At 54.5% G+C, this 26,720-nt stretch carries 22 protein-coding genes; 15 read left to right on the top strand and 7 right to left on the bottom strand.

Annotated features, from left to right (window positions below):
* The first annotated feature begins 38 nt into the window (after positions 1 to 38).
* From coaD to ACR9EC_RS05180, 6 genes are all read left to right on the top strand, one after another.
* Positions 39 to 545 carry a pantetheine-phosphate adenylyltransferase gene (gene coaD, locus ACR9EC_RS05205; protein WP_435300436.1) on the top strand — a complete coding sequence of 169 codons (507 nt, stop codon included), beginning with the start codon at positions 39 to 41 and terminating at the stop codon, positions 543 to 545.
* The gene (locus tag ACR9EC_RS05200; RefSeq protein WP_435300435.1) at positions 542 to 1,051 is read left to right on the top strand and encodes a hypothetical protein; all 510 of its coding nucleotides are present in this window, start codon (positions 542 to 544) and stop codon (positions 1,049 to 1,051) included. The genes coaD and ACR9EC_RS05200 overlap by 4 nt, the downstream gene beginning before the upstream one ends.
* A 156-nt stretch (positions 1,052 to 1,207) precedes the next feature.
* A complete protein-coding gene (gene rpmF / locus ACR9EC_RS05195; protein ID WP_435300434.1) occupies positions 1,208 to 1,987 on the top strand; it encodes a 50S ribosomal protein L32 in 780 nt (259 codons plus the stop codon).
* 37 nt (positions 1,988 to 2,024) lie between these two features.
* Complete coding sequence (gene rnc, locus ACR9EC_RS05190) at positions 2,025 to 2,765, top strand: ribonuclease III (protein WP_435300433.1); 741 nt, start codon at positions 2,025 to 2,027, stop codon at positions 2,763 to 2,765.
* A gap of 6 nt (positions 2,766 to 2,771) precedes the next feature.
* Positions 2,772 to 3,689 carry a bifunctional DNA-formamidopyrimidine glycosylase/DNA-(apurinic or apyrimidinic site) lyase gene (gene mutM, locus ACR9EC_RS05185; protein ID WP_435300432.1) on the top strand — a complete coding sequence of 306 codons (918 nt, stop codon included), beginning with the start codon at positions 2,772 to 2,774 and terminating at the stop codon, positions 3,687 to 3,689.
* 52 nt (positions 3,690 to 3,741) lie between these two features.
* A complete protein-coding gene (locus ACR9EC_RS05180) occupies positions 3,742 to 4,389 on the top strand; it encodes a DUF4241 domain-containing protein (protein WP_435300431.1) in 648 nt (215 codons plus the stop codon).
* 2 nt (positions 4,390 to 4,391) lie between these two features.
* Here ACR9EC_RS05180 and ACR9EC_RS05175 read toward each other — a convergent pair whose 3' ends face one another.
* On the bottom strand, positions 4,392 to 5,255 hold the full coding sequence (locus ACR9EC_RS05175; protein ID WP_435300430.1) for an alpha/beta fold hydrolase: 864 nt from the start codon (positions 5,253 to 5,255) through the stop codon (positions 4,392 to 4,394).
* A 52-nt stretch (positions 5,256 to 5,307) separates the two neighbouring features.
* Positions 5,308 to 6,270, bottom strand: a complete 963-nt coding sequence (locus tag ACR9EC_RS05170) for an NAD(P)-dependent oxidoreductase (protein ID WP_435300429.1) — start codon at positions 6,268 to 6,270, stop codon at positions 5,308 to 5,310.
* 119 nt (positions 6,271 to 6,389) lie between these two features.
* Here ACR9EC_RS05170 and ACR9EC_RS05165 point away from each other — a divergent pair, with 119 nt between their 5' ends.
* On the top strand, positions 6,390 to 7,019 hold the full coding sequence (locus ACR9EC_RS05165) for a response regulator (RefSeq protein WP_435300614.1): 630 nt from the start codon (positions 6,390 to 6,392) through the stop codon (positions 7,017 to 7,019).
* Positions 7,020 to 7,093: 74 nt separating this feature from the next.
* On the opposite strand, the gene ACR9EC_RS05160 is transcribed toward ACR9EC_RS05165, so the two are convergent.
* Genes ACR9EC_RS05160 through ACR9EC_RS05140 form a run of 5 tightly spaced genes read right to left on the bottom strand, consistent with a single transcriptional unit; the run spans position 7,094 to position 14,451 of the window.
* The gene (locus ACR9EC_RS05160; RefSeq protein WP_435300613.1) at positions 7,094 to 8,377 is read right to left on the bottom strand and encodes a sensor histidine kinase; all 1,284 of its coding nucleotides are present in this window, start codon (positions 8,375 to 8,377) and stop codon (positions 7,094 to 7,096) included.
* Between the two features lie 15 nt (positions 8,378 to 8,392).
* Positions 8,393 to 10,192 (bottom strand): thiol reductant ABC exporter subunit CydC, encoded by a 1,800-nt coding sequence (gene cydC / locus ACR9EC_RS05155; RefSeq protein WP_435300428.1) that lies wholly within the window; start codon positions 10,190 to 10,192, stop codon positions 8,393 to 8,395.
* Positions 10,179 to 11,876, bottom strand: a complete 1,698-nt coding sequence (gene cydD, locus ACR9EC_RS05150; protein ID WP_435300427.1) for a thiol reductant ABC exporter subunit CydD — start codon at positions 11,874 to 11,876, stop codon at positions 10,179 to 10,181. Before cydD ends, cydC begins: the two co-directional genes overlap by 14 nt.
* A gap of 6 nt (positions 11,877 to 11,882) precedes the next feature.
* Positions 11,883 to 12,932 carry a cytochrome d ubiquinol oxidase subunit II gene (cydB, locus tag ACR9EC_RS05145; protein WP_435300426.1) on the bottom strand — a complete coding sequence of 350 codons (1,050 nt, stop codon included), beginning with the start codon at positions 12,930 to 12,932 and terminating at the stop codon, positions 11,883 to 11,885.
* Between the two features lie 28 nt (positions 12,933 to 12,960).
* Positions 12,961 to 14,451 (bottom strand): cytochrome ubiquinol oxidase subunit I, encoded by a 1,491-nt coding sequence (locus ACR9EC_RS05140; RefSeq protein ID WP_435300425.1) that lies wholly within the window; start codon positions 14,449 to 14,451, stop codon positions 12,961 to 12,963.
* Positions 14,452 to 15,044: 593 nt separating this feature from the next.
* On the opposite strand from ACR9EC_RS05140, the gene ACR9EC_RS05135 reads away from it, so the two are divergent.
* From ACR9EC_RS05135 to ACR9EC_RS05100, 8 genes are all read left to right on the top strand, one after another.
* A complete protein-coding gene (locus ACR9EC_RS05135; protein ID WP_435300424.1) occupies positions 15,045 to 17,891 on the top strand; it encodes an Rne/Rng family ribonuclease in 2,847 nt (948 codons plus the stop codon).
* A 583-nt stretch (positions 17,892 to 18,474) separates the two neighbouring features.
* On the top strand, positions 18,475 to 18,783 hold the full coding sequence (rplU, locus tag ACR9EC_RS05130; RefSeq protein ID WP_435300423.1) for a 50S ribosomal protein L21: 309 nt from the start codon (positions 18,475 to 18,477) through the stop codon (positions 18,781 to 18,783).
* 60 nt (positions 18,784 to 18,843) lie between these two features.
* A complete protein-coding gene (gene rpmA, locus ACR9EC_RS05125) occupies positions 18,844 to 19,101 on the top strand; it encodes a 50S ribosomal protein L27 (protein ID WP_435300422.1) in 258 nt (85 codons plus the stop codon).
* Between the two features lie 103 nt (positions 19,102 to 19,204).
* Positions 19,205 to 20,761 carry a GTPase ObgE gene (obgE, locus tag ACR9EC_RS05120; protein ID WP_435300421.1) on the top strand — a complete coding sequence of 519 codons (1,557 nt, stop codon included), beginning with the start codon at positions 19,205 to 19,207 and terminating at the stop codon, positions 20,759 to 20,761.
* Positions 20,762 to 20,765: 4 nt separating this feature from the next.
* Positions 20,766 to 21,962: a glutamate 5-kinase gene (gene proB, locus ACR9EC_RS05115; protein ID WP_435300612.1), complete on the top strand. Its 1,197-nt coding sequence runs from the start codon at positions 20,766 to 20,768 to the stop codon at positions 21,960 to 21,962.
* Positions 21,963 to 22,103: 141 nt separating this feature from the next.
* Positions 22,104 to 23,513 carry an MFS transporter gene (locus ACR9EC_RS05110; RefSeq protein WP_435300420.1) on the top strand — a complete coding sequence of 470 codons (1,410 nt, stop codon included), beginning with the start codon at positions 22,104 to 22,106 and terminating at the stop codon, positions 23,511 to 23,513.
* A 65-nt stretch (positions 23,514 to 23,578) separates the two neighbouring features.
* Positions 23,579 to 25,147, top strand: coding sequence for a pyridoxal phosphate-dependent decarboxylase family protein (locus tag ACR9EC_RS05105; RefSeq protein WP_435300419.1), 1,569 nt, complete (start codon positions 23,579 to 23,581; stop codon positions 25,145 to 25,147).
* An 89-nt stretch (positions 25,148 to 25,236) separates the two neighbouring features.
* Positions 25,237 to 26,538, top strand: coding sequence for a glutamate-5-semialdehyde dehydrogenase (locus tag ACR9EC_RS05100; protein ID WP_435300418.1), 1,302 nt, complete (start codon positions 25,237 to 25,239; stop codon positions 26,536 to 26,538).
* Positions 26,539 to 26,720: the final 182 nt, after the last annotated feature.

Raw genomic sequence — 26,720 nt, 5'->3', positions numbered from 1 at the left:
ATCACGCCGACGAACCGAACCTGTATTACCGTGGCAGTGTGAGTATTGCAGTTTGTCCGGGTTCTTTTGATCCAATCACGCTCGGCCACGTAGATATTGTTGAGCGTGCAGCTCAACTTTTTGATCGCGTGGTCGTTGGGGTTGCAACGAATTCGTCTAAAACACCGTTATTGTCAGTGGTTCAACGTCTTGACTTGGCTCGCGATGCACTTAAGCATGTGCCGAATGTTGAGGTTGCAGAAGTTCCTGGGTTGCTTGTTGATTTTTGTGCAGCACATGGAGCGCAAGTAATTGTGAAGGGCATTAGGGGTTCGAATGATTTCGATGGCGAAACTCCTATGGCTTTAATGAATCAGCATTTGTCTGGTGTGGAAACAGTATTTATGCATGCGCGTCCGCAGTATGCCCATATTGCTTCTTCGCTGGTGAAGGACGTGATGCGTTTTGGTGGTGATGTCGCCGATATGGTTCCGCCAAAGGTACATAACGCGATGGTGGTGTCGATGGGGGAGAAGAACATGTTTTTAGGCAAGGAGCAGTCATGAACGATCACGATTTTGGTGAGACTTTCGTTGAGGGGGAAAAGCTAGGTGTTCCTGCTCTGCTTGATGCTTTAACCGATGTGATAGAGCGGGCCCGGTCGATGCCGATGTCGTCGTCTGTGCTTGTGAATCGTAATGAGGCACTTGATTTGCTTGATGAGTTGCGTGAAGCATTGCCTGCGCAGCTGACCCGTGCGGATGAAGTGTTGTCGGATGCGTCTGTGGTGTTTGAAGATGCACAAGCGCAAGCCGAAGACATTATTGCTGCGGCGCGTGAACGTGCTCAAGAACTTATTTCGCAGCAGCAGATTGTTGCTGAGGCGCGAGTGCGAGCTCAGGATCTTATTACTCAGGCCGAAGAAGCAGCAGTGAAACTTACTGCTGAGGCAGACGATTACTGCGATAGGCGGCTTGCTGAGTTCGAAATTGATTTAGGTAAATTACTTACTCAAGTGCAGGCTGGACGCAGCAAACTTGCTCAGCGTTTGGATGAGGCACCCATTGCTTAAACGCCAGGTTGTGTTAGGTGTCACCTTAAAAGGTGCCTGACGGGCTTTGGCGTAGGTTAGTTAGTGGCGTAAGATTAATCGTTGGCCCCGTGTGGGGTCACAATCACGATTACTGATGATTCCCTGCTGTGACACCTGTGTGTTTCAGTATGGAAGTTGGAAGAAGCTAAGGAGATTATCATCGCAGGTCATCCACGTTCGCCGTTTGCGCTCGATGTCCATGAGCTCAGCCGTCGCCCGGGGTCAATGCGTGAGGTCGCCTTTGATCTTCCAGCCCCAGAGGGTTTCGGAACGGTCGTAATTGGTATTCCCGAAGGCAACGCACTTCATGTCGATGTTCGACTTGAGTCTGTTGTTGAGGGTGTCCTAGTCAGCGGATCTGTAGCAGGTGAAGCGGTCGGGGAATGCGTACGTTGCTTGGATAAAGTCATTGACGATGTTGATGTCGATTTCCAAGAACTGTACTTCTACCCTGAGCGTGCAAAAGCTGCTAAAGAAGAATCTGAAGAGGACGAAGAGATTGTGATGTTGGAAGACGACACGATCGATGTGGAGCTGCTGCTTCGCGATTCTGTCGTTTTTGCATTACCATTTCAACCGTTGTGTTCACCGGACTGCCCGGGATTGTGCTCTGAGTGTGGGGTGCGTCTGGCAGATGAGGAAGAGCACTCGCACGAAGTGATCGACCCACGGTGGTCGACACTACAGAGCCTGTTCAACGAGACGAAAGAGAGCTCAGCCGTGGCTGTTCCAAAGCGCAAGATGTCGCGCAGCAACACCCGTGCGCGTCGTTCGCAGTGGAAGACGACTGCAGCGAACCTCACCACGTGCCCGCAGTGCAAGGGCGACAAGTTGTCGCACACTGCGTGCCCAACTTGCGGAACCTACAAGGGCCGCCAGTACGCCGAGGCGCTGCGCACCGAGCACGCAAACTGATTATCAGTTAACTGATAACGGTTGGAAGGAAACACCGGTGGCTTCGAAGAAAACTCGACGAGTTACGCCGGCGTCAGAACTTCTTAAGAAGCTCGGGGTCCACCTGGACCCCGAGCTTCTTGTTCTAGCGCTAACACATAGATCTTTTGCTCATGAAGCAGGTGGTATTCCCACAAACGAGCGCCTTGAGTTCCTAGGCGACGCCGTTTTGGGTGTGGTTACTGCCGAAGCTTTATATCGTGATTACCCTGAACGACCCGAGGGTGATCTCGCGAAAATGCGTGCCGCAACGGTTTCTCAACGTCCGCTTGCCCGCATCGCACGCCGCTTAAACCTAGGCGATTTTATTTTGCTAGGAAAAGGCGAATCACGAACCGGCGGATACGACAAAGATTCCATTCTTTCCGACACCGTCGAAGCGCTCATCGGCGCCGTATATCTGACTCACGGACTTGAAACCACGCGTTCCTTCGTGCACTTTTTGATTGACGACGCACTCGAAGAAGCCGCTGTTCTTGGCGCTGGCTTGGACTGGAAAACATCACTCCAAGAAATTTGTGCACGCCTTGGATTAGACGCTCCCGCCTACCAGAATGTGTCCAACGGTCCTGACCATGCGCGGATTTTCACGTCACGTGTGGTTATTGATGGGGAAGAACGCGGAACCGGAACAGGCACAGCCAAAAAGCATGCGGAACAAGAAGCCGCAGAGCAGGCATACCGTTACTTGAAAATTCGTGAAGACGAACAAACTCGTCAGGCAGAAACACTAGCGTAAGGTACCGTGCCAGAACTCCCAGAAGTAGAAACAGTACGTGAAGGCCTCGAACGTCATGTTGTTGGCCGCACCATACGCGATGTTTCTGTGTTGCGTGACTATTCTGTTCGCCGCCACGAGGGCGGGCCACACGATTTCGTGGACCGTTTGCGTGGAGAAACCATCGAGTATGTGGCTCGTCGCGGAAAGTTTTTGTGGCTGGGATTCACTGGCAGCGACGAAGCACTTGTCGGGCATCTTGGGATGAGCGGGCAACTGCTAGTAAAAGACGCTAACGAACAGACTGAACCGCACCGCCACCTGCGTGTACGCATGACCCTTGAAGGTTCTGCACACCAGCCAAATCGTGTTTTCCTCGATTTTGTTGACCAGCGAACATTCGGGTATCTCGCAGTGAGTGATCTGGCGGCAACCCCAGATGAACAACCTGGCGGTTTAGGCACCCAATACAGTACTGTTCCTGACCTGTTAGGACACATTTCCCGAGATTTACTGGACCCCACCTACGGGCCAGAGACACCGGGGCGTAACCTGCTCAACAAAAAGATACGCAGCAAACAAGCAGCCATTAAACGTATCTTGTTGGATCAGTCAGTTGTTTCCGGTATCGGCAACATTTACGCGGACGAAGCATTGTGGCGTGCACGTATTCACGGCGAACGCCCAGCCAACAAACTTACCCGCAAAGCCGTTGACGAGCTGCTCTCGCACGCCCACGACGTGATGTCCCAAGCGTTAGTGCAAGGCGGCACATCATTTGACGCTTTATACGTGAATGTTAACGGCGAATCAGGATACTTTGATCGTTCCTTGAACGCGTACGGTCAAGAAGGCCACCCGTGTGGGCGCTGCGGCACCACAATTGAACGAGTCATGTTCATGAACCGCTCTTCTTTCTTCTGCCCTAAATGCCAGAGGAAATGAATGGGCTGGTCAACGGTCTGAAATGTCAGAGGCGGGTGTGAAAATATCCCTTGTGGATATTCAATACTTTTATGCTCTGCACACCGGCCCTGCAACCCAGTTGGATGGCCAGCCGGCGTCTTTACGTGTGCTGCCTTTAGGCGACATACAACTTCCGTCAGGGCAGGTGCAAGCTTGTGACCCGTTTGTCATGCTCGGCGACGGTCCAATCTTCGCTACCCCGCAAGGTTCTTTTCCTGTGTATGCGACCATCGCTGATGTTTCCAATGAGCAGAACGGTTCGCATGAACGGGTTGCATATCTTTCCGTGGTCTTTGCAGAAGAAGCTGCGGCAAAGGTTGCGTATGCGGAAAGCACCGAAGAGGCCGCGCCAGAAGGCATGTTTTATGGTGTGGACGTAGATGCCGGAACCGTTAGTTTTATAGACCACGCTGTGGTGCCAGAAAACGTTTATGACATCTGTGACACTGAAGACTGGTTTGACCCCATGGATTCAGAAGACCACTTGGAAGACGGGGTCGCCAACATTCCAGTGGCATTCGCCCACAACAACGAAAACATTGTTTTGAGTCATTCAGGGTGGGGCGACGGCACATACCCTGTGCTGGCGACATACAACGCTGCAGGAACGCTACTGGCACTTCACATTGACTTGTATGTTGTTGGAGAAGTCGCCACAGAATTCGTTAAAGAATCCTGACTTCATCTGAGGGGTGTGCCAACCGCTGTTCCTAAGATTTCTTGGGCGTGAGTCCACAGCAAGGCTCCACCCGCGTTTGAAAACACTTTCCGGGAGGCTCCCGGAATACGTGCGGTCAAGGTTTCACCATGATCAGGTGAATGCGTAAGATCACGGGCACCAAAAAGTATGTGCACGGGACAAGCGATTGCGTCGAAGGAAATATCCCACGGTCGCATAGCAATGAGTGTGTCTTGCACATAGCCAGCACCACTATTCTCGAAGCCCTCTGCAAGACTGCGCCGATACAACGATAGGAATGGTTCAGTGCGGTAAAAAGCAGCGTCTTCTGGGCTAGAACCATTCATGACTAGGTCTTCCATTGCCTGTGGAGAAAAACTAGCGAGTATCTCTGCTGCTTTTTCAGGGTGTGCCTGCGCAAGTTCGCTGAGTTGTGTGGCTTCAGGTGGCAGCATCGCTTTAATAGGTGGATAAGCGATCTCGTCTGCTGGTGAAACAAGAGTGAGGTTGTGGGCTCCGCCAGCCTGCGCTAACGCAAGCCCAAACACTGCCCCTTGAGAGTTCGCCACAACAGGAACAGGCCCGCCATATCCGCTAAGGACAGCGGAAAGGAAGGACTGGTAGTCTGCAGCCGTCGACGCGAGAGTCCTCGTCGGATCAGGCGTTGAATCCCCAATCCCTGCTCTATCCATAGTGACCATACACAGATTCACAGAGGACAGCAGCTCGTCGCCAAAAGTCATTAATTTGCTTGTAGCCGCGCCCGCAATAAACAAGACAGGCTGCCCCTCCTCAGGGCCATGAATCATGCCCGAAAGAACTCGACCATCAGCGGTTTTAATGTGGAACAGGCGCGAACTATGCATGGCCTCATTGTAAATATGACACCACACAAAAGACCCGTCTTTTTACGTCAAACTATTGAGGCACCACGTTCTGTAATGCACGACCTTCAACATAACGGACAAGGTTTTCGCGCAAAAACTCAGAGACACCTTCAGGGCGGCCACCAGCCGCATGTGGGGTAATCATAAGGTTGGGGGCATCCCACAACGGCGACGATTCAGGCAACGGCTCCCACGCAAAAACATCAAGAGCCGCCCCACCAATCGCACCCGCATGCAAAGCCGCACACAACGCTGCCTCATCAACCGTGGCACCACGACCAACATTGATAAGCCACGCATGAGCAGGCAACACATCCAAAACAGCCTGATCAATAACGTTCTCTGTGTGTGCAGTAGCAGGAAGCACATTAATCAACACGTCAGTATCTTTGAGTGTCTCAACCACATCAGCCGACGACACCACACGATAACCGCCGCGCACACCAGCCGACCGTGCAACACCCGTAACCTCAGCACCCAAAGCCGTCAACATGGGGGCAAGCCGCTGCGCTATAGAACCAAAACCCCACACCGTAACGCGTGCATCACGCAACGTCCCCAACCGTGCCACAGCACCAGACTGACCACGCTGAATACCAACAGGCTGCACACCACCAAGCTCTCGCGCCCACCGCTTATCGCGCTGCGCCAACACCATCACATCAAAACGACGCACAACAGCCAACACCAACATGAGCGTATGCTCCGCAACAGGACCATCATGCAAACCGCGCGCATTCGTAATCACCACACCTGCAGCAAAACCAGCAGCCTCAATAACATCAACGCCAGCACTTAACGCCGCAATCCAGCGAAGGCCACCCAACCGTTGCGCACAGTCCGCCAACTGGGAGCGAGTGTTCCCCCACACCACGAGCACCTCAGCGTCACAATGCTCATCAACGATAGGAGAGCGAGGATCATAGGTGACAACGTCATAACGTGAATCGTCGGGCAAAGTAATCACAATTGACGAGGGAATCAAGACTTTCACAGTGACACTGTGTCATATCTCGATACCTTCGTGCGCGTTAGTCCCGCAAAACACAGATAACACAATAGAATTGGCATGTGGAAACTACCAGCAGCCAAAGCAACTCAGACATTCGCGTCATGATTGTCGACGACCACGAAGTCGTCCGACGAGGAATCGCTGAAGTCATCGACCGCGCCGATGGAATGGGCGTCGTCGCTGAAGCAGGGAGCGTCGCTGAGGGCGTGCGACGTGCAGAACTCGTTAACCCCCAAGTGATGCTTGTCGATCTGCAACTACCAGACGGAACAGGCATCGACCTGATCCGCTCAATAAAAGCTAACCGACCAGACGCTCGCGCCATCGTCTTGACGTCTTTTGACGACGACAGTGCGCTCGCAGCAGCTCTGGAAGTTGGGGCTGCCGCATACGTCCTGAAATCGGTGCGTGGCGCTGAAATCGCAGAGGTTGTGCGTGCGGTGGCGGCCGGTCGTGTCTTGTTAGATGAGCGTACGGTGACTCGTCGACGTAAAGAGCACGACGACCCAACAGAAGACCTCACACCATCCGAATTGCGTGTCGTGGAACTTATCGGTGAGGGTTTATCAAACCGTGAAATCGCGGAGCGTCTCTCTATTGCTGAGAAGACTGTAAAAAACCACATCACGTCGTTGTTGGCGAAGATGGGTTTGCAGCGTCGTACACAGGTTGCGGCGTGGGTTGCTGCTCGCAAACACCACGCATGGTCAAGCGAACCAGGTAAAAACTAACTAGGTAAAAAACTAGTGTGAATGGTGAAGGGGCCCGACATTTCGTCGGGCCCCTTCACTGTGTTTGGCTGTGTTTAGTTTGAGTATGTCCACTTGTCGGGGCTTGGCGCCGAACTTGCGGTGCTTTCCGATGCGATCGGGTTAGCTGCGTCGGAACGCACAAACTGTAGTGGTGCGCTCCATCTCAGTAGTGCGCCTTGGCCAGTTGGTGAGTTTTCGAGTGAGTATTCTCCGCCGTGCTGTCGCGCCCGCGCAGAAATGTTCCATGTTCCAGATTTACGCCCTGAAACGAACTGCAAACCGATGCCGTCGTCTTCTACTTCAACGTCGACTCGTCCAACACCGTCGGTGGCAGCCTGCGCGGTGGTCACAGCAACACGAACCGCAACAGATTGCGCTTGTGCGTGACGGGCAGCATTCGCTAGCCCTTCACGGCATACGGCAAGCACATCGTCGGTGAGGCTTTTACTGACGAGGTCATCAATGACTTGTTCGTCTTCGTCCATGACTCCTAGGCTGCGGTCGTCGAGCGTGATGACAAGTGACGGTGCAAAGCCAAGGCCTGTGCGGGCGAGGGAGGATTCGCGGCGTAGTCTTTCGACGAGGCCGGTGGCTGCGTCTGGGTCTCGAAGCGAGTGAACGACTGAGCGGATTTCTCGAACCGAGTTGTCGATGTTGTCGAGGGCTTCGTCAAGAATCGCGATGAGGCCTGCTTTGTCTAGTCCTCGTGCTGCGCGGCGTCGGACGACTTCTAGCTGCATGCCGGTGGCGAAGAGCTGCTGGATGGCGAGGTCGTGGAGGTCGCGGGCGATTCGTTCGCGTTCGTCAACGAGTTTGCTGACGTCTTGGGTTTGGCGTGCCTCTGAGACGACGAGTGCGAGTGCAGCTTGGTCGGCAAAGGTGGAAGCGCGCTCTAAATCTTTGGAAATGAATGATTCTTGTCCGGGACGCCGAAGCAGCACGAGCACACCAACGGGTTTTTCTGGGGTTCCCATGGGTGCGTAAAGCGCCGGACCGTATTTTCGCATTTCGTCGACTGAGACCATGCGTGAGTCTGCTAGTGATGAGACGAGTCGAGCTTTTCCGGTGTTCAGTGCAGTCCAGGCAATGCCATCACGTGGCATGGGCAGCCCGAGTATGTCTTCGGTGCCCCAACCTCGGACGATTTCGACGATGAGTTCGCCTTTTAGTCCGGGCAGGATGAGTGCTGCTGCGTCAGCGTGCGCGATTTCTCGGGCGACAGTGACAATGTGTTCGAGGACGTCTTCTTCGGGGAGTCCTTGCAACAGCATGGTGGTTATTTCCGAACCTGCGCTGAGCCATTTTTCTCGTTCGATGGCGTCTGCTTCCGCGGGCATCACTGCATGTACTCCTTAATCTGTGGTTGCTTCCGCGGCGAGCGCCTCGCGGTACGCAGTGTTGCGTGCGACGAGTTCGCTGTGGGTTCCGCGGTCAACAACGTGTCCGTCATTGAGCATAAGGATTTCGTCTGCGTTACGCATGGGGGTGAGCCGGTGTGTTGCAATGACGACTGTGCGTTTTTTGTTGTCGGCTTGTGTGCTTTGGTTGAGCAGGTCGGTGAGTAGGGCGTCGGCTGTGTGTGGGTCGAGGTGTTCGGCTGGTTCGTCGATGAGCAGGGTTGTTGCGTGTGAGCAGAGTGCTCGGGCGAGGAGTAGTCTGCGTCGTTCGCCGCCGGATACGGTGGCGGCGTGGGAGCCGAGTATGGTGTCGAGGCCTTGTGGGAGTTGGGCGATCCAGTCGTTGAGTCCTGCTTGTTCGAGTGCGGTGAGTGCTTCGTCGCGTGTGACGTTGCCGCGGGCAACTCGGAGGTTTTCGAGGACTGTGGTTTCGAAGATGTGGGAGTCTTCGGAAACGAATATGACTTCGTTGGCTACGTCGTGATGGTTGAGGTCGGTGATGGTGGTGCCGTTGAGGGTGACTGTTCCTGCGTGGGGTGTTAGGAGTCCGGCGAGGGTCATGAGGGTGGTTGTTTTTCCTGAGCCGCTTGCCCCTACGAGGCCGATTGTTTTTCCGGGGGTGAGGGTGAGGTTGAGCCCGGTGAGTACTGTGTGTTGTGGCCAGCCGACTGCGAGTGTTGTGGCTTGGAGGGTGTTTCCGTTTGCCTGTGGGGTAAACGTTTGGGGTACGTTGTCGCGTTCTGGTGTGTCGTTGTGTGCGGCGTCGAGTATTCCCATGATGCGGTGTGCGGCTTGCCGTGATGTGTGCATTTGGATGGCTGCTGCGGGTAGGCCTTGCACTACTTCGAATACTGCGAGTGGCGTTAAGACGATGACTGCTAGTTCTACTGGGGCGAGTGAGCCGTCTATGACGCTGGGGATACCTAATGCGGCGGCGCAGAACGCTGATGCGACGAGTGAGAAGGTGAATATGCCTTGGGCGAGTCCTTCTAGGCGTGCGTTTTTGTCTGCTGCGGTGAAGATGTCTTCTTCGGTGCGTGCGAGTTGGGCGAGTCGTTGGGGTAGGGCGCCTGCAACAACGATTTCAGCTGATTGGGTGACGATGTCGTGGCTGAGTGCGGACATGTGCGCGCGTGCTGCGGCTGATTGGGCTTCTGTGTTGCGGGCGGCTTTTTGTGCGAGCCAGGGTGCAACTATGCCAGCGAGGAGTAGGAAGCCGGTGAGGGCGAGTGCTGCTGGGATGTGGAATGCTGCGACGAACACGATGGAGGCAACGCTGAGGATCGCTGCGACTGCGCCGGGCAGTATGCCTTTGACGACGAGGTCTCCTACGTCGTCTACGTCTTTTGATACGCGCGCGAGGAGGTCACCGCGCCGGATGCTTGATATGGATTCTATTTTTCCGGTGGAGAGTTGCGCATAGATTTCTGTGCGTAGTGATGCCATTCCTTTGAGTGCGACGCTGTGTGATGCGAGGCGTTCGAGGTAGCGGAATAGGCCGCGTGCGATACCGAACATGCGCACGGAGACTGTTGCGACACCTAACTGCATGACGGGTGGCATTTGTGAGGCGCGGGCGATGAGCCATGCAGAGACTGCGGCTAGTGCGATGGAGCTGCCTAGTGCTATCACGCCCATGAGGATTGCTTGTGCTGCGTCGCGTTTGCGTACGTGGAGGAGTGCGAGTGAGCGGCGTAGCGATTGTGTGGTCTTGGTGGGGTCGGCGGGCGTGGTGGTGTGACTAGTCGTTGGCATGTGTCACCTCCGTTGAGTTGTGCACGGTGATGACGTGGTCGGCGAGCGCGATCAGTGATGCGCGGTGCGCGATGACGATGACTGTGTGGCCGTTGTTTTTGAGTTGGGTGAGTGTGGTGAGTACTCGTTGTTCTGTTGCCGCGTCGAGGTGTGCGGTTGGTTCGTCGAGGATGACTACTGGGGCTTGGGCGAGTAGTGCTTTGGTGAGGGTGAGGCGTTGCCGTTGGCCTACGCTTAGTCCGATTCCGCCTACTCCGACGAGGGTGTCGAGGCCGTTGGGTAGTTCGTTGATGACTTCGTCGAAACCTGATTGTTGTGCGGCTGCGAGGAGTTCGTTGTCGCTGGCTTGGGTGCGGGTGTCTTCGGTGAGTGCGTTGCGTAGTGTTCCGGGTGGTAGCGCGGCACGTTGGGTGAGCCAGGCGACTTGGGGCCACAGTGTGGTGGGGTCGATGTCGGTGAGTGCGTGTGTGGTGGTGTCGTGTGTGAGGGTGATGCGTCCGGCGTCGAGTTCGACGAGTCCGAGCATGGTGAGGACTGTTGTGGTTTTTCCTGAGCCGGAGTGTCCGACGAGCGCGGTTATGTGTCCGGGGTGGATGGTTGCGTTGAGTTGTGCGGGCGCGAGTAGGTCGCGTTCGGGTGCTCGTACGCTCACGGATTCGAATGTGATTGTGGTGCTTGTGAGGTCTGGTGCCGTGGTGGTGCCTGTGGTTTTTGGTGTGTGTGACAGGACACCGAGCGCTGCGTTGAAGGCTGCGATTCCGTTGGTTGAGGCGTGGAAGTGTGTGCCGACGTTGCGGATGGGGAGGTAGACCTCTGGCGCGAGCATGATGACTGCGAGGGCGATTTGCAGTTCGGAGTGTCCGTAGACGAGGCGCATACCGATGCCGACTGCGACGAGGGCGACGGAGAGTGTGGTGAGTAGTTCGAGGATCATTCCGGAGAGGAAGGCCACTCTGAGGGTGCGCATGGTGGAGTTTGTGTAGGCGTCGCCGAGTTCTTTTACTCGTTTGACTGGCCCTATTTCGCGTCCGAATGCGCGCAGTGTGGGGAGTCCGGTGATGAGGTCGAGTACTTGTGCGCCTAGGCGTGACATGGCGGCTAGGCGGCGTTCTGATGTTTTTTGGGTGAGTTGCCCAACGAGGATCATGAAGATCGGCACGAGGGGGATTGTGACGATGATGATGATCGCGGAGATGATGTCGAGCCCAAAGATCACAGCGAGTGCGGCGGGTGTGACTGTGGCTGTGAGGAGGAGTTGGGGGAGGTATCGCACGAAGTAGGGTTTGAGGTCGTCGAGTCCTCGTGTGGCGAGGGTGACAACGTCTAAGCCGTTTGATCCGGTTGTGGTGGGGGCGGATAGCCAGCGTGGGCCGAGTGCGACGGCGCGTTCGATGACTTTTCGTCGTAGTTCGACGATTACTTTGATTGCGGCACGGTGGGCGTATCTTTCTGAGAGCCCTGCGATGAGTGCGCGCATGAGGACGACGACACCGAGCCAGATGAGTGGGGTGCGTACGTCGGTGAGTGTTTTGCCTTGGCTTATAACCGGCGCAAGCACTGCCGCGATGAGCAGTGCTTGCGCTATGACAAGTCCCGCGGTTGCGACCCCGAACACGGTTGTCAGGATGACGTAACCGCGGGCTGGGGCCGCAACTTTGAGGAGTTGTGGATCAAATGGTTTCACGCGTGACTAGTCCTTGAGGAGTTCCTTGGGGACTGACAGCGTAGCAAGTCCAATTGACTCTGGGATGTGTTCCACTTTGAGGCGCTTGCGGAATACCCATAGTGTCCAGCCTTGGTAGAGCAGGACTACTGGTGTCAGGATGACTGCAACCCAGGTCATGACGGTCAACGTGTATGGCGTTGATGCCGCGTTCATGATGTTGAGTGAGTTTTCTGGGTTGTTTGCTGGCATGACGTTGGGGAACAGTACACCGAAGATGAGGATGACTGCTGCCAGTAGTGTCAGCGTGGTGGAGGTGAATGCCCAGCCTTCTTTGCCGCGTGCGTTGGCGAAGTATGCTGCGATGAGTGATCCGGCAGCTAGTGCTACGGCAGCCCATGTCCATGGTTTACCGTATTCGAGCTGTGCCCAGATCGCCCAGCCACCTGCGATGACGATCGCTGCAAGTGCGAACTTGGCTGCGAGCGCGCGTGCTTGGTAGCGGATATCTCCGTCTGTTTTGAGTGCGAGGAATAGTGCACCGTGGAGGAGGAAGAGCACGAGTGTGGTCAGTCCTCCGAGGAGGGCGAATGGGCTGAGTAGTGCGAAGAATCCGCCAACGTATTGGTGGTTTGCGTCGAGTTCTACTCCGCGGATGAGGTTAGCGAATGCGACACCCCACAGGATTGCTGGTACCCATGAGCCGAAGATGATTCCCCAGTCGCAGCGTTGCTTCCACTTTGGGTCGTTGATCTTGGAACGGTATTCGAATGCGATACCGCGCACGATGAGTGCGATGAGGATCAAGAAGAGTGGGATGTAGAAACCTGAGAAGAGGGTTGCATACCATTCGGGGAATGCTGCGAAGGTGGCTCCACCTGCGGTGAGTAGCCATACTTCGTTGCCGTCCCAGACTGGGCCGATGGTGTTGATGACGAGTCGGCGTTGTTTGTCGTTTTTACCGAGGACTGGTAGGAGCATTCCAACACCGAAGTCGAAACCTTCGAGGATGAGATAGCCGGTCCAGAGAACGGCGATGAGGACGAACCACAAGATGTTTAAGAACTCGTATTCCATGTTCTCGTTCCTTTCTTGGATCGGTTATTTAGTAGGCGAATGAGAGTGGGGCGTCTGGGTCGTTTTCACGGTCAGGGTTTGCTTCTGGGGATTCGTCGTGGACGTTCTCCGGTGCTCCTTCTGCCATGTAACGCCAGATGAGGCGTGCCCACACGATGGTGAGGAAGGTGTAGACGATGGTGAAGAGGATCAGTGAGGCCATAACAACCCCTGGTCCTTGTACTGATGTGATGCCGTCTGCGGTGAGCATGCGGATCTTGTCTACGCCTGTTGGGTTTGGTGCGACAACCCATGGTTGACGTCCCATTTCGGTGAAGATCCAACCGAATGATGACGCAATGAATGGTGCCGGGATGGCGATCAGTGCGAGTTTTCCAAACCAGTTCTTCTTTGGTGTGCCACCTTTTCGGGTGTACCACATGCCTGCGAGTGCAAGTGCTGCAGAGAAGATGGCGAAGCCGATCATGAGTCGGAATGACCAGTAGGTGATTGCAAGGTTTGGCGAGTAGTCGATTGCGTTGCCTTGTGAATCGGTTGATCCGTAGCGCTCTTCGTATTCGGCTTGGAGGTCGTCGATGCCTTTGAGCTGTGCGTTGAAGTCACCTGAGGCGAGGAAGGATGTCGCTCCGGGGATTTCAAGGATGTGTTTGACGTTGTTGCAGTCGTTTGAGAAGTCGCCGATGGACAGGATGGAGAACGGTGTTCCACCTTCTGGGGTTTCGCAGAGTGCTTCGGCGGCGGCCATCTTCATGGGCTGCTGTTTGAACATCAGTTTGGCTTGGATGTCACCTGAGACGGCAAGGCCGACACCGGCGATGATCATGGTGACTAAACCAAGTTTGAATGCTTTGCGGTAGACGCCGTGTGCAATTTCTGGGCGTCCGCGACGGTTTTCTTTCACCATCCACCATCCGGCGATACCGGCAACGAATGTTCCGGCGGTGAGCCATGCTGCGGTAATGGTGTGGGGGAAGGCTGCGAGTACTGTCGAGTTTGTGAGGACTTCCCAGATGCTTTCCATTTCGGCGCGTCCTGTTTCAGGGTTGAAACGTGCACCGACGGGGTGTTGCATGAAGGAGTTTGCGGCAAGGATGAAGTAGGCGGAGAGCGTCGTCGCTCCTGCTACGAGCCAAATGCAGGCGAGGTGGATTTTCTTGTTGAGGCGATCCCAACCGAAGATCCATAGTCCGAGGAATGTTGATTCCACGAAGAACGCTGCAAGCGCTTCCATTGCGAGTGGCGCACCGAATACGTCTCCAACGAATCGTGAGTATTCGCTCCAGTTCATTCCGAACTGGAACTCTTGCACGATTCCGGTGACGATACCGATGGCAAAGTTGATGAGCAGTAGCTTTCCAAAGAATTTGGTGAGTTTTAGCCACCGTTCGTCTTTGGTGCGCACCCACATTGTCTGCATGATTGCGACGAGGGGGGCCAAGCCAATTGTGAGGGGAACAAAGAAGAAGTGGTAGACGGTTGTGATACCGAATTGCCACCTAGCGATGTCCAAGGCTTCCATGGGTTCTCCAGCTTGGGAAATTGTTGTGAAAATCCTGCCGTAACTGACGCTATGACGTAATGACCTATAACTGTGGGACCTTGGTCCTCAAATGGGTGTGAGGTGCGGCGAAAGTGGGTTTTTTAGTGTCTAACACTGTGAGGTGATCCGCCTGTCAAGCCAGAAAATGACATGAGATGCATGGTTGTCAGATACAGGGACCTTGAGCCTAACCCTGCGGCAAGCGCGCCAAAACTGTAGCAAGAACGTCCATGATTGGCCTGTTATGTGCGTATTGTGTGTGCGTCTTTTGATTCTGTAAGGCTGAAAAGGGGTTTTGCGGCCGCCGCACATACACAAATGCCGACGAACCATCGCGCCTGTGAGATACTGAATGAGGCTTGGGTGACCACACGCCCACACGCCGTGACTCGTGCCAGTCACATAAAGCGAACGCGGATCGCGCCTCACGCGCGCACGATCGCTCGCCGTAGTGTCTCGGGCACCCTTGGACTTCCGTCCGCAAGGCTCATCACCTTGTAAGGACGACTGAACAGCCGTTGCTGCACAACCAGTGTGGGGTAGTGTATGGGCGGCATTTTGGAGCACATAGAGTGACTCTCAACGACGAATCACGTAACTCAGAAACATCCGAAACCACGGACAAGCAAGAATCGCGCAAACCAGTTCGCCGCCGTGTCACACGCGCAACGTCCGCGCCAACAGTCGCACCAGTCGCGTTCCTCACCGCAGCATCAACACCCCCAGCACAACCGAAAACAACCGCTGGAAACGCCACAGTAGTAACAGCGCAATCCGGAACAGACAACACCGAATCTGCTCCCGCACGCCGCTCTCGTCGCGTCACGTCATCGGGTAAAGCCTCAACAGCATCCGTCACGGTTTCTGGAACCGCAACCGAAATCGCACAACAAACAACACAGCACACAGAACGCGCAGCAGAAACCACTGCGACACCCGTAGAGGCTCCAGCTCCCGTGCGTGAAGACAACACGCGTGAAGAAAAAAAGAGTGCACCAAAGAAGAACACTCGTAAACCCAAAAACGCGAAGAAAACACGTGCTGCTGATGCAGAGGTAGAAACTGGAGCGGAGAAATCCGAAGCTAGCGAAACCTCCAGCGACCGTGCTAGCGACAAGCCTGCTAGAAACACTGAACCTACAGAGCGTCGCGTGCGCACCCGAACCCGCACCCACGGAGTGTTCAGCGCGCCCAAAGATAACGCGGAAACCCCACAAGACAACGCACCCGCAGCATCATCGCGTCCTCGCTTAGCAACGACCGCCTTACTCTTCCAAGCACCAGATCTTTCTGTAGTTCCAGAACGCGCAGAAACCACCAGCGCTGAAAACGAAACAGCAGAAACTGAAAAGCAAGAAACAGCACAGACGCAAGAGCGCCCACGTACAAACAAGCGCGACAACGCTAAACAGCGTCCAGCCAAAAAAGCAGAAGACACAGAAGAAGAACCAGCCGCTGAGCAAGAGCAGCAAGAAGCACCGCAAGACACCGAAGACGACAGCGAATCACCACGTCGTCGTCGCCGTCGCGGAGGCCGCGGCCGCCGCAACCGTACCACTGCTGAAAACACAGACGCAGAAGCGGATGCTGAAAGCGAACCCGCGCAAGAAAACCCAGCGCCAGCACCAGAAGAAACCTCGGGCGCAGATAGCGATGACGACGCTACCGACGCTGACGGCAATGAAGAATACTCGTCATCACGTCGTCGTCGCCGTCGCCGTAGGTCTGGACGTACCGGAGACGACTCTGCACGTTCATCACACGATGAAGTAACAGCGCTGAAAGGCTCAACACGTCTAGAAGCGAAGCGTCAACGTCGCCGAGAAGGACGAGACGCAGGGCGCCGACGCACCATCATCACCGAAGCAGAATTTCTGGCACGCAGGGAATCGGTAGACCGTTCCATGGTTGTGCGCGAACGTGACGGACGTACCCAAATCGCGGTACTGGAAGACGGCGTTCTCGTAGAGCACTACGTGTCGCAGCAACAACAAGCATCCATGGCCGGAAACGTCTACCTTGGCCGTGTGCAAAACGTGCTCCCAAGCATGGAAGCCGCATTCGTAGACATCGGTAAAGGCCGCAACGCGGTCCTATACGCGGGTGAAGTGAACTGGGATGCGCATGGCATCGACGGGCAGCCCCGACGGATCGAAGAAGCCCTAAAATCAGGGGACTCGGTTCTCGTACAGGTAACTAAAGACCCCATCGGACACAAGGGTGCCCGACTCACATCACAGATAACTCTTGCTGGACGCTACCTTGTGTATGTGCCAGGCGGCGGCATGACCGGAATCTCGCGCAAACTCCCCGACACAGAACGCGCGCGCCTAAAGCGCATCCTGCGTGAAGTTGTCCCAGACAGCGCAGGCGTTATTGTGCGAACCGCAGCTGAAGGCGCAAGCGAAGAAGAGCTCAAGTCCGATATCGCCCGCCTGCAAACGCAGTGGGAAGCAATCGAAAAGAAATCTAAAACCGCAAACGCGCCCGCACTACTACAAGGCGAGCCAGACCTCGCTATCCGGGTAGTCCGTGACATCTTCAACGACGACTTCAAATCGTTGAAGGTGCAAGGAGCCAACGCTTGGAACGAGATTTCTGAATATGTTCGTGAACTAGCGCCGGACCTCACCGACCGTGTATCTCGCTGGACCAGCGAAAAAGACATCTTCTCGTCGGCCCGTATTGATGAGCAGCTTGCCAAGGGTATGGATCGCAAAGTCTGGCTCCCATCAGGTGGTTCGCTTGTTATTGACCGTACCGAAGCGATGACAGTCATTGACGTCAACACCGGGAAATTCACTGGGCAAGGCGGAACCCTTGAAGAAACCGTCACCCGCAACAACCTAGAATCTGCCGAAGAAATCGTTCGCCAGCTACGTTTGCGTGACATCGGTGGAATCATCGTCATTGACTTCATCGACATGGTTCTTGAATCAAACCGTGACCTTGTGCTTCGTCGCCTGGTCGAGTGCTTAGGTCGAGACCGCACAAAGCACCAAGTTGCTGAAGTGACCTCACTTGGCCTCGTGCAAATGACTCGTAAGCGGGTAGGTCAAGGCCTCGTCGAAGCGTTCTCAACTACATGTGACCACTGCAACGGGCGCGGCTTTATTGTGCACGACGAGCCAAACGAAAAGGGCGGCTCGCACGGGACAACACACACGCACGCTGCCCCAGTGGAAGCAGAGACCAAAAAATCTCGTCGCAAAAAAGCTAAAGAATCGCAGGAAAACGCGGCAACTCATGAGGTCGTTGCAAAAATTGAAGGCGACCAAGAAGCGCGTGATGCGGTGAAAGTAACCTTAGCTACGATCGCTGCTGCTGCGGCTCACGCACATGAAGAAGACGCCCAGCCGTCAACTTCAGACGCATCGCATGATTCTTCTGAAGAAGGAACTGTTTCAGAAGAGTCGTAAAGATGTGTGGCGTAGGTCCCGTTTTTGCTCGATAGGTTCAAACCATTGACTCCTATCTTGTACAATGAAGTGTCGTGAAATGCGGTCGTACGCGTTTCACCTAAGATTTCTGCTGATGAACCTGTTGATTCAGTGGATCGCCGTACGGCAATCGTCTCGGCTGTGAACCTAAGAGATGTACGAACCAGCATTGGTAAGGCACATCCTCACAGTATGAGGTAACTGCTAACGACGGAGCGGACGTGTAAACCGAGCGTTGTTTGTCAGTATGGAAGGCCAGTTAGTTACCTGTAATTAACTGCCCGTCCAGAGTGTTTCAGTCGCTTATGCGGCCACGAAACACAGTTCCTTGGATGCAAGGGGCGAGCAAGCGATAGACGTGGATACGATGAGCATCACATGATTCTCCATGGTATTCACCAACAGCATTGCATAGACTAAGAAACGGCCATTTTGATAAATGGCTTATGCATGTTGAGTTCTATGGGCTTGATCGCAAGCGCATTATGCGCTGCCTCTTCAGTCATCCTGGGAAGTCCAGTAGAGAACATGTCCTTAGTGACTAAAGAGAGATGAGCAGCACGTGGTTTACGCGATCGTCAAGGCTGGTGGCCGCCAGGAGAAGGTTTCTGTTGGTGACGTAGTAGTCGTCGACCGTCTTTCCGGTAACGCCGGCGACTCCGTTGAACTTCCAGCGATCCTTCTCGTTGATGGAGAAAAGGTAACCACCGACGCAGCAAAGCTTGCGAAGGTTAAGGTTTCCGCTGAGATCCTCCGCGACGAAAAAGGTCCGAAGATCAGCATCCTTAAGTACAAGAACAAGACTGGATACCGCAAGCGCCAGGGTCACCGTCAGGCTTTGACCCGCCTTAAGGTAACCGGAATTAAGTGACTTAGACGGTGCTTCCCTTCCTTGGGGCACTGATCAACTTTAGGAAAGACAGGTACTGTCATGGCACATAAAAAAGGTGCGAGTTCGTCCAAGAACGGTCGCGACTCGAACGCACAACGACTCGGCGTCAAGCGCTTCGGCGGCCAAGTAGTTAAGGCCGGCGAGATCATCGTTCGTCAGCGTGGAACACACTTCCACCCAGGCGAAAACGTTGGTCGCGGTGGAGACGACACCCTCTTTGCATTGACTGCTGGTGCAGTCCAGTTCGGCACCCGCCGCGGACGCAAAGTTATCGACATCGTCGAAGCAACTGCCTGATTTAAGCACATAGCTTCACGCTGAGGGACGCACCGTGTGGTGCGTCCCTTTAGCATTATTAGCCCCACATGAATGACCGCGAATACGGATTGATTGGTAGACCATGGCCGCTTTTGTTGACCGAGTGACGCTGCACGCCCAAGGAGGAAACGGCGGACACGGGTGTGCCTCGATTCGTCGCGAAAAATTTAAACCACTAGCCGGCCCAGACGGCGGAAACGGCGGACGTGGAGGCAGCGTTATCGTGCGGGTAGATACCCAAGTCACGACCCTGCTCGAATACCACCACTCGCCGCACCGCACTGCCCCAAACGGATCGTTCGGTATGGGCGACCTGCGTATGGGCGCTAACGGTGAGGATCTCATTTTGGCTGTTCCAGATGGAACAGTCATTAAAGACAAGCAAGGAAACGTTCTCGCCGACCTTGTTGGTGAAGGCGCAGAATATATTGCAGCTTCTGGTGGGCAAGGTGGGCTAGGAAACGCTGCCCTCTCATCAAAGCGCCGTAAAGCTCCAGGCTTTGCGCTCCTGGGTGAACCAGGTGAAGAAACCACCATCACTCTTGAAGTAAAATCCATCGCAGACGTAGCGCTCGTGGGATACCCTAGCGCAGGAAAATCGTCGCTCATTGCTGCTATGTCAGCAGCGCGTCCAAAAATTGCGGACTACCCGTTCACAACCCTCGTACCAAACCTAGGTGTTGTTCAAGCAGGTGACTCCCGATACACCATCGCAGACGTCCCAGGTCTTATTCCTGGTGCGAGCGAAGGCAAAGGATTGGGCCTAGAATTCCTGCGTCACATTGAACGCTGCGCAGTCATCGTGCACGTCCTTGACACGGCGACGCTAGAGCAAGACCGCGACCCACTCACTGACCTTGAAGTTATTGAGGCAGAACTGCGGGCATACAGCAGCGAACTCGAACTTGAAGACGCTCGTATTCCACTACACGAACGTCCACAACTTGTAGTACTCAACAAGATTGACGTACCTGATGGCCGGGAACTCGCCGAATTTGTGAAACCCACCATTCAAGAGCGTGGACTGCGCGTCTTCGAAGTATCAGCGGTAACACGCGAGGGCCTTAAAGAGCTAAGCTTTGCGCTGGCAAAATACGTAGAGTACACACGCAAAAACCAGCCAGAGGCACACCGCCAAATCGTCACCCTTGTGCAACCACAAAGCCGTGACATCCCAGTAACAGTAACCAAACTCAGGGACTTTGCTGGCGACGAATACTTTGAAGTTCGCGGTACAAAACCAGAACGCTGGGTGCGCCAAACAGACTTCAACAACGACGAAGCCGTCGGCTACCTCGCCGACCGGTTAGCGACCATCGGGGTAGAAGACCAGCTCTTTAAAGCAGGAGCAGTTGCTGGCAGCGAAGTACGGATCGGTCCAGAAGACAACGCAGTTGTTTTCGATTGGGAACCAACCATGACAACTGGTGCCGAACTGCTTGGTGGGCCACGCGGTACAGACATGCGTCTAGAAGATCAGGCCCGGCCAACCCGTGCCCAAAAGCGCCGCGAATACACCGACCGTATGGACGCAAAAACAGCGGCACGAGAAGAACTATGGATGGAACGTTCCTCAGGGCACTGGACAGATCCAGGCGCCAACGATGTCAACGATCCGGACAACACTTCGTCCAACTAGCACAATGAAGGACAATAGGCTGGTGGTTACGTCAGTCAACACCTCGCACACGGAAGCGTCTACACGCAACGAACGTGCTGAGATAAAACAAGCACACCGTATCGTCATCAAAATTGGGTCTTCGTCGCTTACTGGCCCAGATGGAAGACTGTCGGTGGAGAACCTCAACGCGCTTGTTGACGTGATCGCTCACCGCAAAGCCCAAGGCAGCGAAGTCATTCTCGTAACCTCGGGTGCTATTGCGGCTGGACTAGCCCCACTAGGGCTAGCAGCTCGTCCTAAAGATCTTGCAACAGCGCAAGCAGCAGCGTCCGTGGGACAAGGCCTCCTTGTTGCACGGTACGCTGCCGCTTTCGCCGGACACGACATGCGTGTCGGTCAAGTGCTCCTCACCGCAGAAAACACAATGCGTCGCGGGCACTACCGTAACGCGCAGCGGGCACTTGAACGCCTCCTTGCACTGGGGATCATCCCCATCATCAACGAAAACGACACTGTTGCCACCCACGAAATTAAATTCGGTGACAACGACCGGCTAGCAGCTTTGGTATCCCACATCGTGCATGCAGACGCAATGATTCTGCTCACCGACGTGGACGGTCTCTACGATGGACCCCCAAAGAAAGCCGGATCACAACGTATCCCTATCGTGCGTTCCTTCCAAGAAATCGTTGACGTGGAAGTAACAACAAAAGGCAGCTCCGTAGGTACTGGCGGTATGGTTTCTAAACTCGAATCCGTACGTATTGCAACGTCAACAGGTATTCCTGTTATCCTCACGCTGGCTGCACACGTTGCCTCCGCGCTTGACGGAGAAGACGTGGGAACATGCTTTGTCGCACACGGAAAACGCATGACCCGAAAACGGTTGTGGCTCGCCTACGCCGCAAAAACCCGAGGCACACTCATCGTTGACGACGGGGCAGCACAAGCAATACGAAGCGGAGTGGCTTCACTCCTGCCAGCTGGTATTACCGCAGTTGAAGGAACCTTTGACGCACACGACCCAGTCGAAGTTGTAGATGAACATGGGACAGTGCTCGGTCGCGGACTCGTCGCATTCGACTCTGCGGACCTGCCACAACTTTTAGGTTGTTCAACCGTGCAACTAAAAAATTCGCATGGAGATGGCTACGATCGTGCTGTCGTACACCGCGATGATCTTGTGCTTTCACTCGGTGTGCTCGCCGAAGAATCTTAACGAAATGCGCACAACAGAACTCATCAACCTACCGGCGCAGAGCAGCAAATAACGTTTTTTGGTGGAAACCCACAAAATACTTTCCAAATTGAAAGCGTTTGACTCGAGCCAAATGTGACCGCCGTATCATATGCTTTCGATATGGGTCTAAAGCCACGTGTTGACAACGCCGTACCAACACCAGCAACCACAACGCTCCCGCGTTCAGTGATTGCCCGATTCTCAATCGGATCACTCGGAACAGGAGGGTTCGGTACACTACCAGGTCTCGTCCTGATCTACTTCCTCACCGACACACTCGGCGTCACCGCAGCACTAGCCGGCCTCATCATTCTCGTAGCAAAAATCTGGGACGTCCTCATCGACCCCATCATCGGCGACATCTCCGACGCCAGCGCACGAAAAACCGGCACCCGCGCCCGACTCATGACACTAGGTGCGATCTTCCTACCCATCTTCTTCTTCGCAACATTCGCTGTACCCGGGCAACTCCACGGACTACCCGCAGCACTATGGGTACTCTTCATGTTCATCGCCTGCGCAACAGCGTTCTCCATGTTCCAAGTCCCATACATTGCACTACCCGCCGAACTCACACCCAACTACGACGAACGCACCCGACTACTCACCTGGCGAGTAGTCATCCTCAGCGCCGCAATCCTCGCATTCGGTGGCGGCGGACCAATACTGCGATCCCTCGGTGGCGACAACGAACGCCTCGGCTACATCATCATGGCACTCGTAGCCGGCGCAATAATCGGCATCGGCTTCATCATCGCCGCACGCGTAGCACCACGAAACACCCCAGACCCCACAGCCCCCTCACCCCTACGAGCATTACGCCTACGCGAAACCCTCAAGCACTACACAACAGGGATAGAACTCCTCAAAACCAACCAGCCCTTCCGTGTTCTGCTCGCAACATTCTTCCTCCAAGCCCTAGCAACCGGCATGATGCTAGCCGGTGCACAATACGTCGCAAAATGGGTGCTCAACTCAGAAGCAGCAATCACCAACATCTTCGTCGCACTCATCGCGCCAGCCCTACTCATGGCACCAGTGTGGGGAAACATCTCCGCAAAAATCGGAAAAGAAAAATCCTTCATGTACGCCTCCATCATCTTCATGGCAGGCGCCCTCATGATGACCGCACTCCTCATCGCACCAGGCCCCTGGATCTACCTACCCGTCGCACTATGCGGCGCAGCCTACGCAGGAATGCAATCCCTACCCATGGCAATGCTGCCAGACACCATCACACACGCAACACACAACAACAAAGACTCCCAAGCAGGAATCTACGGGGGAGTGTGGACAGCCGGAGAAACCACAGGAATGGCCCTCGGCTCAACCGCACTAACCATAGTGCTCGCCCTCACCGGATACATCGAATCCCTGCACAACGAAACCGTGACACAACCCGACTCGGCAGTCACCGGCATCATCCTAGCCTTCAGCATCATCCCCGCAGCAGCAATCCTCATCTCGCTGTTCGCACTACGCACATACCCACTGCGTAAACACGACATTGACAACGCCGTCACCCAATAACCTGCTGCCCGCACCATACCGTGCAGCAGTACAGCAATAACCAGCAAGAAAGATAGTGAACAAAAATGCCAACACAATCTGAAGAATCCGACGCGCCACATTCTCAAACAGCCGTCGCACATTTATCCACACGCTCACAAGAAATCCTCGCGCGCATTCAAGCATTTCGAGCTTTTGATGCCCCCACACATGGTGGACGTGTCTTGTCATACGTGTATGACACCGGTATTGAAGAAATTGATGAATTAGCTGCACACGCAGCAAAAATTGTGCAACCAATTAATGGGTTAGACCCAACTGCTTTCCCATCCGTAGCCATCATGGAACGAGATCTGCTTGGCTTTGTGCGTACTGCGCTTAACGGTGGTGAAGACGTTTTCGGTAACGTCACTACAGGTGGTACGGAAAGCTGCTTACTGGCAGTAAAAACAGCGCGAGACGTTTGGCGTAAAGGGAAAACCTCGCATGCAATTGGTCGTATCGTTGCACCACGCACCGTACACGCTGCTTTCCACAAAGCCGCAGAGTATTTTGACTTGATTCTTGACCTTGTCGACGTTGACCCGACAACTGGCGAGGTATCACCACAAGACATCATCGACCGTCTAGGCGACGATGTAGCCGTCGTCGTGCTATCCGCACCGAACTATCCCTACGCACAACTCGACCCAATTGAAGTTGTCGCCCAAGAAACACTCACACGAGGAATCCCATTGCACGTCGACGCGTGCATTGGCGGGCTTGCCTTGCCATGGTGGGAAGACCTTGATCAGGCTTGGGACTTCAGGGTGCCTGGTGTCACATCAATATCTGCTGACCTGCACAAATACGGGTATGCCCCCAAAGGTGTTTCCGTGCTTTTGCAACGTGGAGCAGACCGCCACCGCGCCCAATACTTTGCGGTAACACAGTGGCCCGGATATCCGGTAGTGAACCCTACACTCCTTGGCTCAAAATCCGCGGGACCAATCGCTAGCGCATGGGCGATCGTTCAGTTCCTTGGCGAAGAAGGCTTCGCAGAACTTGTTCGTCGCACACAACAGGCAACCCGCACCTTGATTGAACAGTTAGGTGCTATCGAAGGGCTGCGCATACAAGGCACGCCAACAGGGCCACTCTTTGCGCTTGTCGAAGACGAAAACGTACCTGCAGAACGCAGAGTCAACCCGCACCTACTCGTTGACCAAGTGCGCACTTTTGGCTGGACGCTGCAATCACAGCCTGGGCTTATCCAAGACAACGGAAGTAGTCTTCCGCAGTCAGCTCACCTCACCTTGACTCCAGTCATTGCTGACAAAGTTGATGACATCATCACAGCTGTTAAGGCAGCAGCTGATGCAGTGCGAGGAAAACCAGGGCACCTACGCAGCGTTCAAATTCGTCAAGACATTGAGACTGTTGTTGCAGCACTAGGTCAGTACGGTGTGGCAGAAAACGGTGCAGGTATTGATGCGCTTCCGGTCGAGGCTATTCACATGATTCTCAAGAGCATGGGTATTGATCCAGCAAACGGCGAATTGCCTGGTGAACTGGCCGAACTTATGGCTTACGCACAGCTCATGCCAAGCCCAATCGCACAAAGACTCCTCACGGAAGTGCTTGCACTAGTTGTAACACCAACAGCAGCACAATAAGAAATTTACACGGTGGGTGGTGGGCCCTAGAGTCGACCACCCATCGAAATGGTCCGTCTCTTGATGACAACCTGACATAGGCTTAAACCATGACGGAAATTAGCCAAACCGAAACTGCTACGTCAGTGGACGTTAATAGTGCAGTGCGTGAAGTTGCTTCACGTGCAAAAAGTGCGTCACGGGTGCTCGCAACCGCCACTCGTGCAACTAAAGATGCTGCGTTGCTTGCATTAGCGCAAGCGCTCGTTGACAACGACGAACGCATCATCACTGCGAACAAAATTGACTTGGATCGTGGTAAAGCAGGCGGGATGACCCCCGGATTACTTGACCGGCTAGCTCTTGACACGCCGCGAATCGCAGCAATTGCAGATGCATTGCGTGAGGTTGCAGCGCTGCCAGACCCAGTAGGTGAAGTCATCCGTGGTTCACGTTTGCCTAATGGTTTGCGGTTACGTCAAATACGCGTACCAATGGGTGTCGTCGGGATGATTTATGAAGCGCGCCCCAACGTAACCGTTGATGCTGCAGCTCTCGGTTTGAAAAGCGGAAACGCTGTTATTTTGCGTGGGGGGAGCGCAGCCGCCGCATCGAATGAAGTCATCGTTGAGGTGTTGCGAGAAGCCCTTGAAACCGAAGGCCTCCCCGCAGACTTGATCCAGTCAATTGACGCATATGGTCGTCCTGGTGGTGTAGCTCTTATGCACGCTCGCGGACTCGTGGATGTGCTTGTTCCGCGCGGTGGAGCAGACCTCATTCAAACAGTTGTGCGCGAAGCGACCGTGCCGGTTATCGAAACAGGCACGGGAAACTGCCACGTTTATGTTGACGAAAGCGCTGACATTGAAACAGCGATCAACATCGTCATGAATTCAAAAACGCAGCGTGTAGGCGTGTGCAACGCCGCTGAAACTCTTCTCGTGCACAAGAATGTTGCCGAGCAATTCTTGCCAGCAGCGTTTGCAGCACTGCGCAGCGCGAATGTCACAGTGCATGTTGATGAGAATGCTGCAGCTTTTGGGGCGGGACTTGACGGCTGTGTTCCAGCAACACAGGAAGACTGGGCAACGGAATACCTTTCACTTGACCTCGCCGTAAAAGTTGTTAATTCGCTTGACGACGCAATTGCACATATCCAACAGTGGACGTCTGGGCATACCGAAGCGATCGTAACGAAATCGTATGAGTCGTCAGAACGCTTTATTGCTGAACTGGATTCAGCAGCAATCATGGTGAATGCTTCTACGCGTTTTACTGACGGTGGGCAATTTGGGTTAGGTGCAGAGATCGGTATCTCGACTCAAAAACTACATGCTCGAGGTCCTATGGGGCTGCCAGAACTTACCACGTCTAAGTGGATCGTTATGGGTGACGGGCACATCCGTCCATAAATCACCCACTTGGAAAGTAATAAAATGCGGTGAGAAGTACGCATAAAAGCGCTCACCAGAACCCAAAAATAGGTGAAAGATCCGCGTGAATCAGATGTGAAGGTGGCATCTTTCACTTCAAAAGCCCGCACTGAACATGAGAGACTTGATGTCCGGGTGAAATTCGCTCTTATAAAGAGCAC

This window comes from Timonella sp. A28 (assembly GCF_051200815.1).
Taxonomy (GTDB): domain Bacteria; phylum Actinomycetota; class Actinomycetes; order Actinomycetales; family Cellulomonadaceae; genus Timonella.
This window is presented reverse-complemented; position numbering and strand designations above follow the sequence as displayed.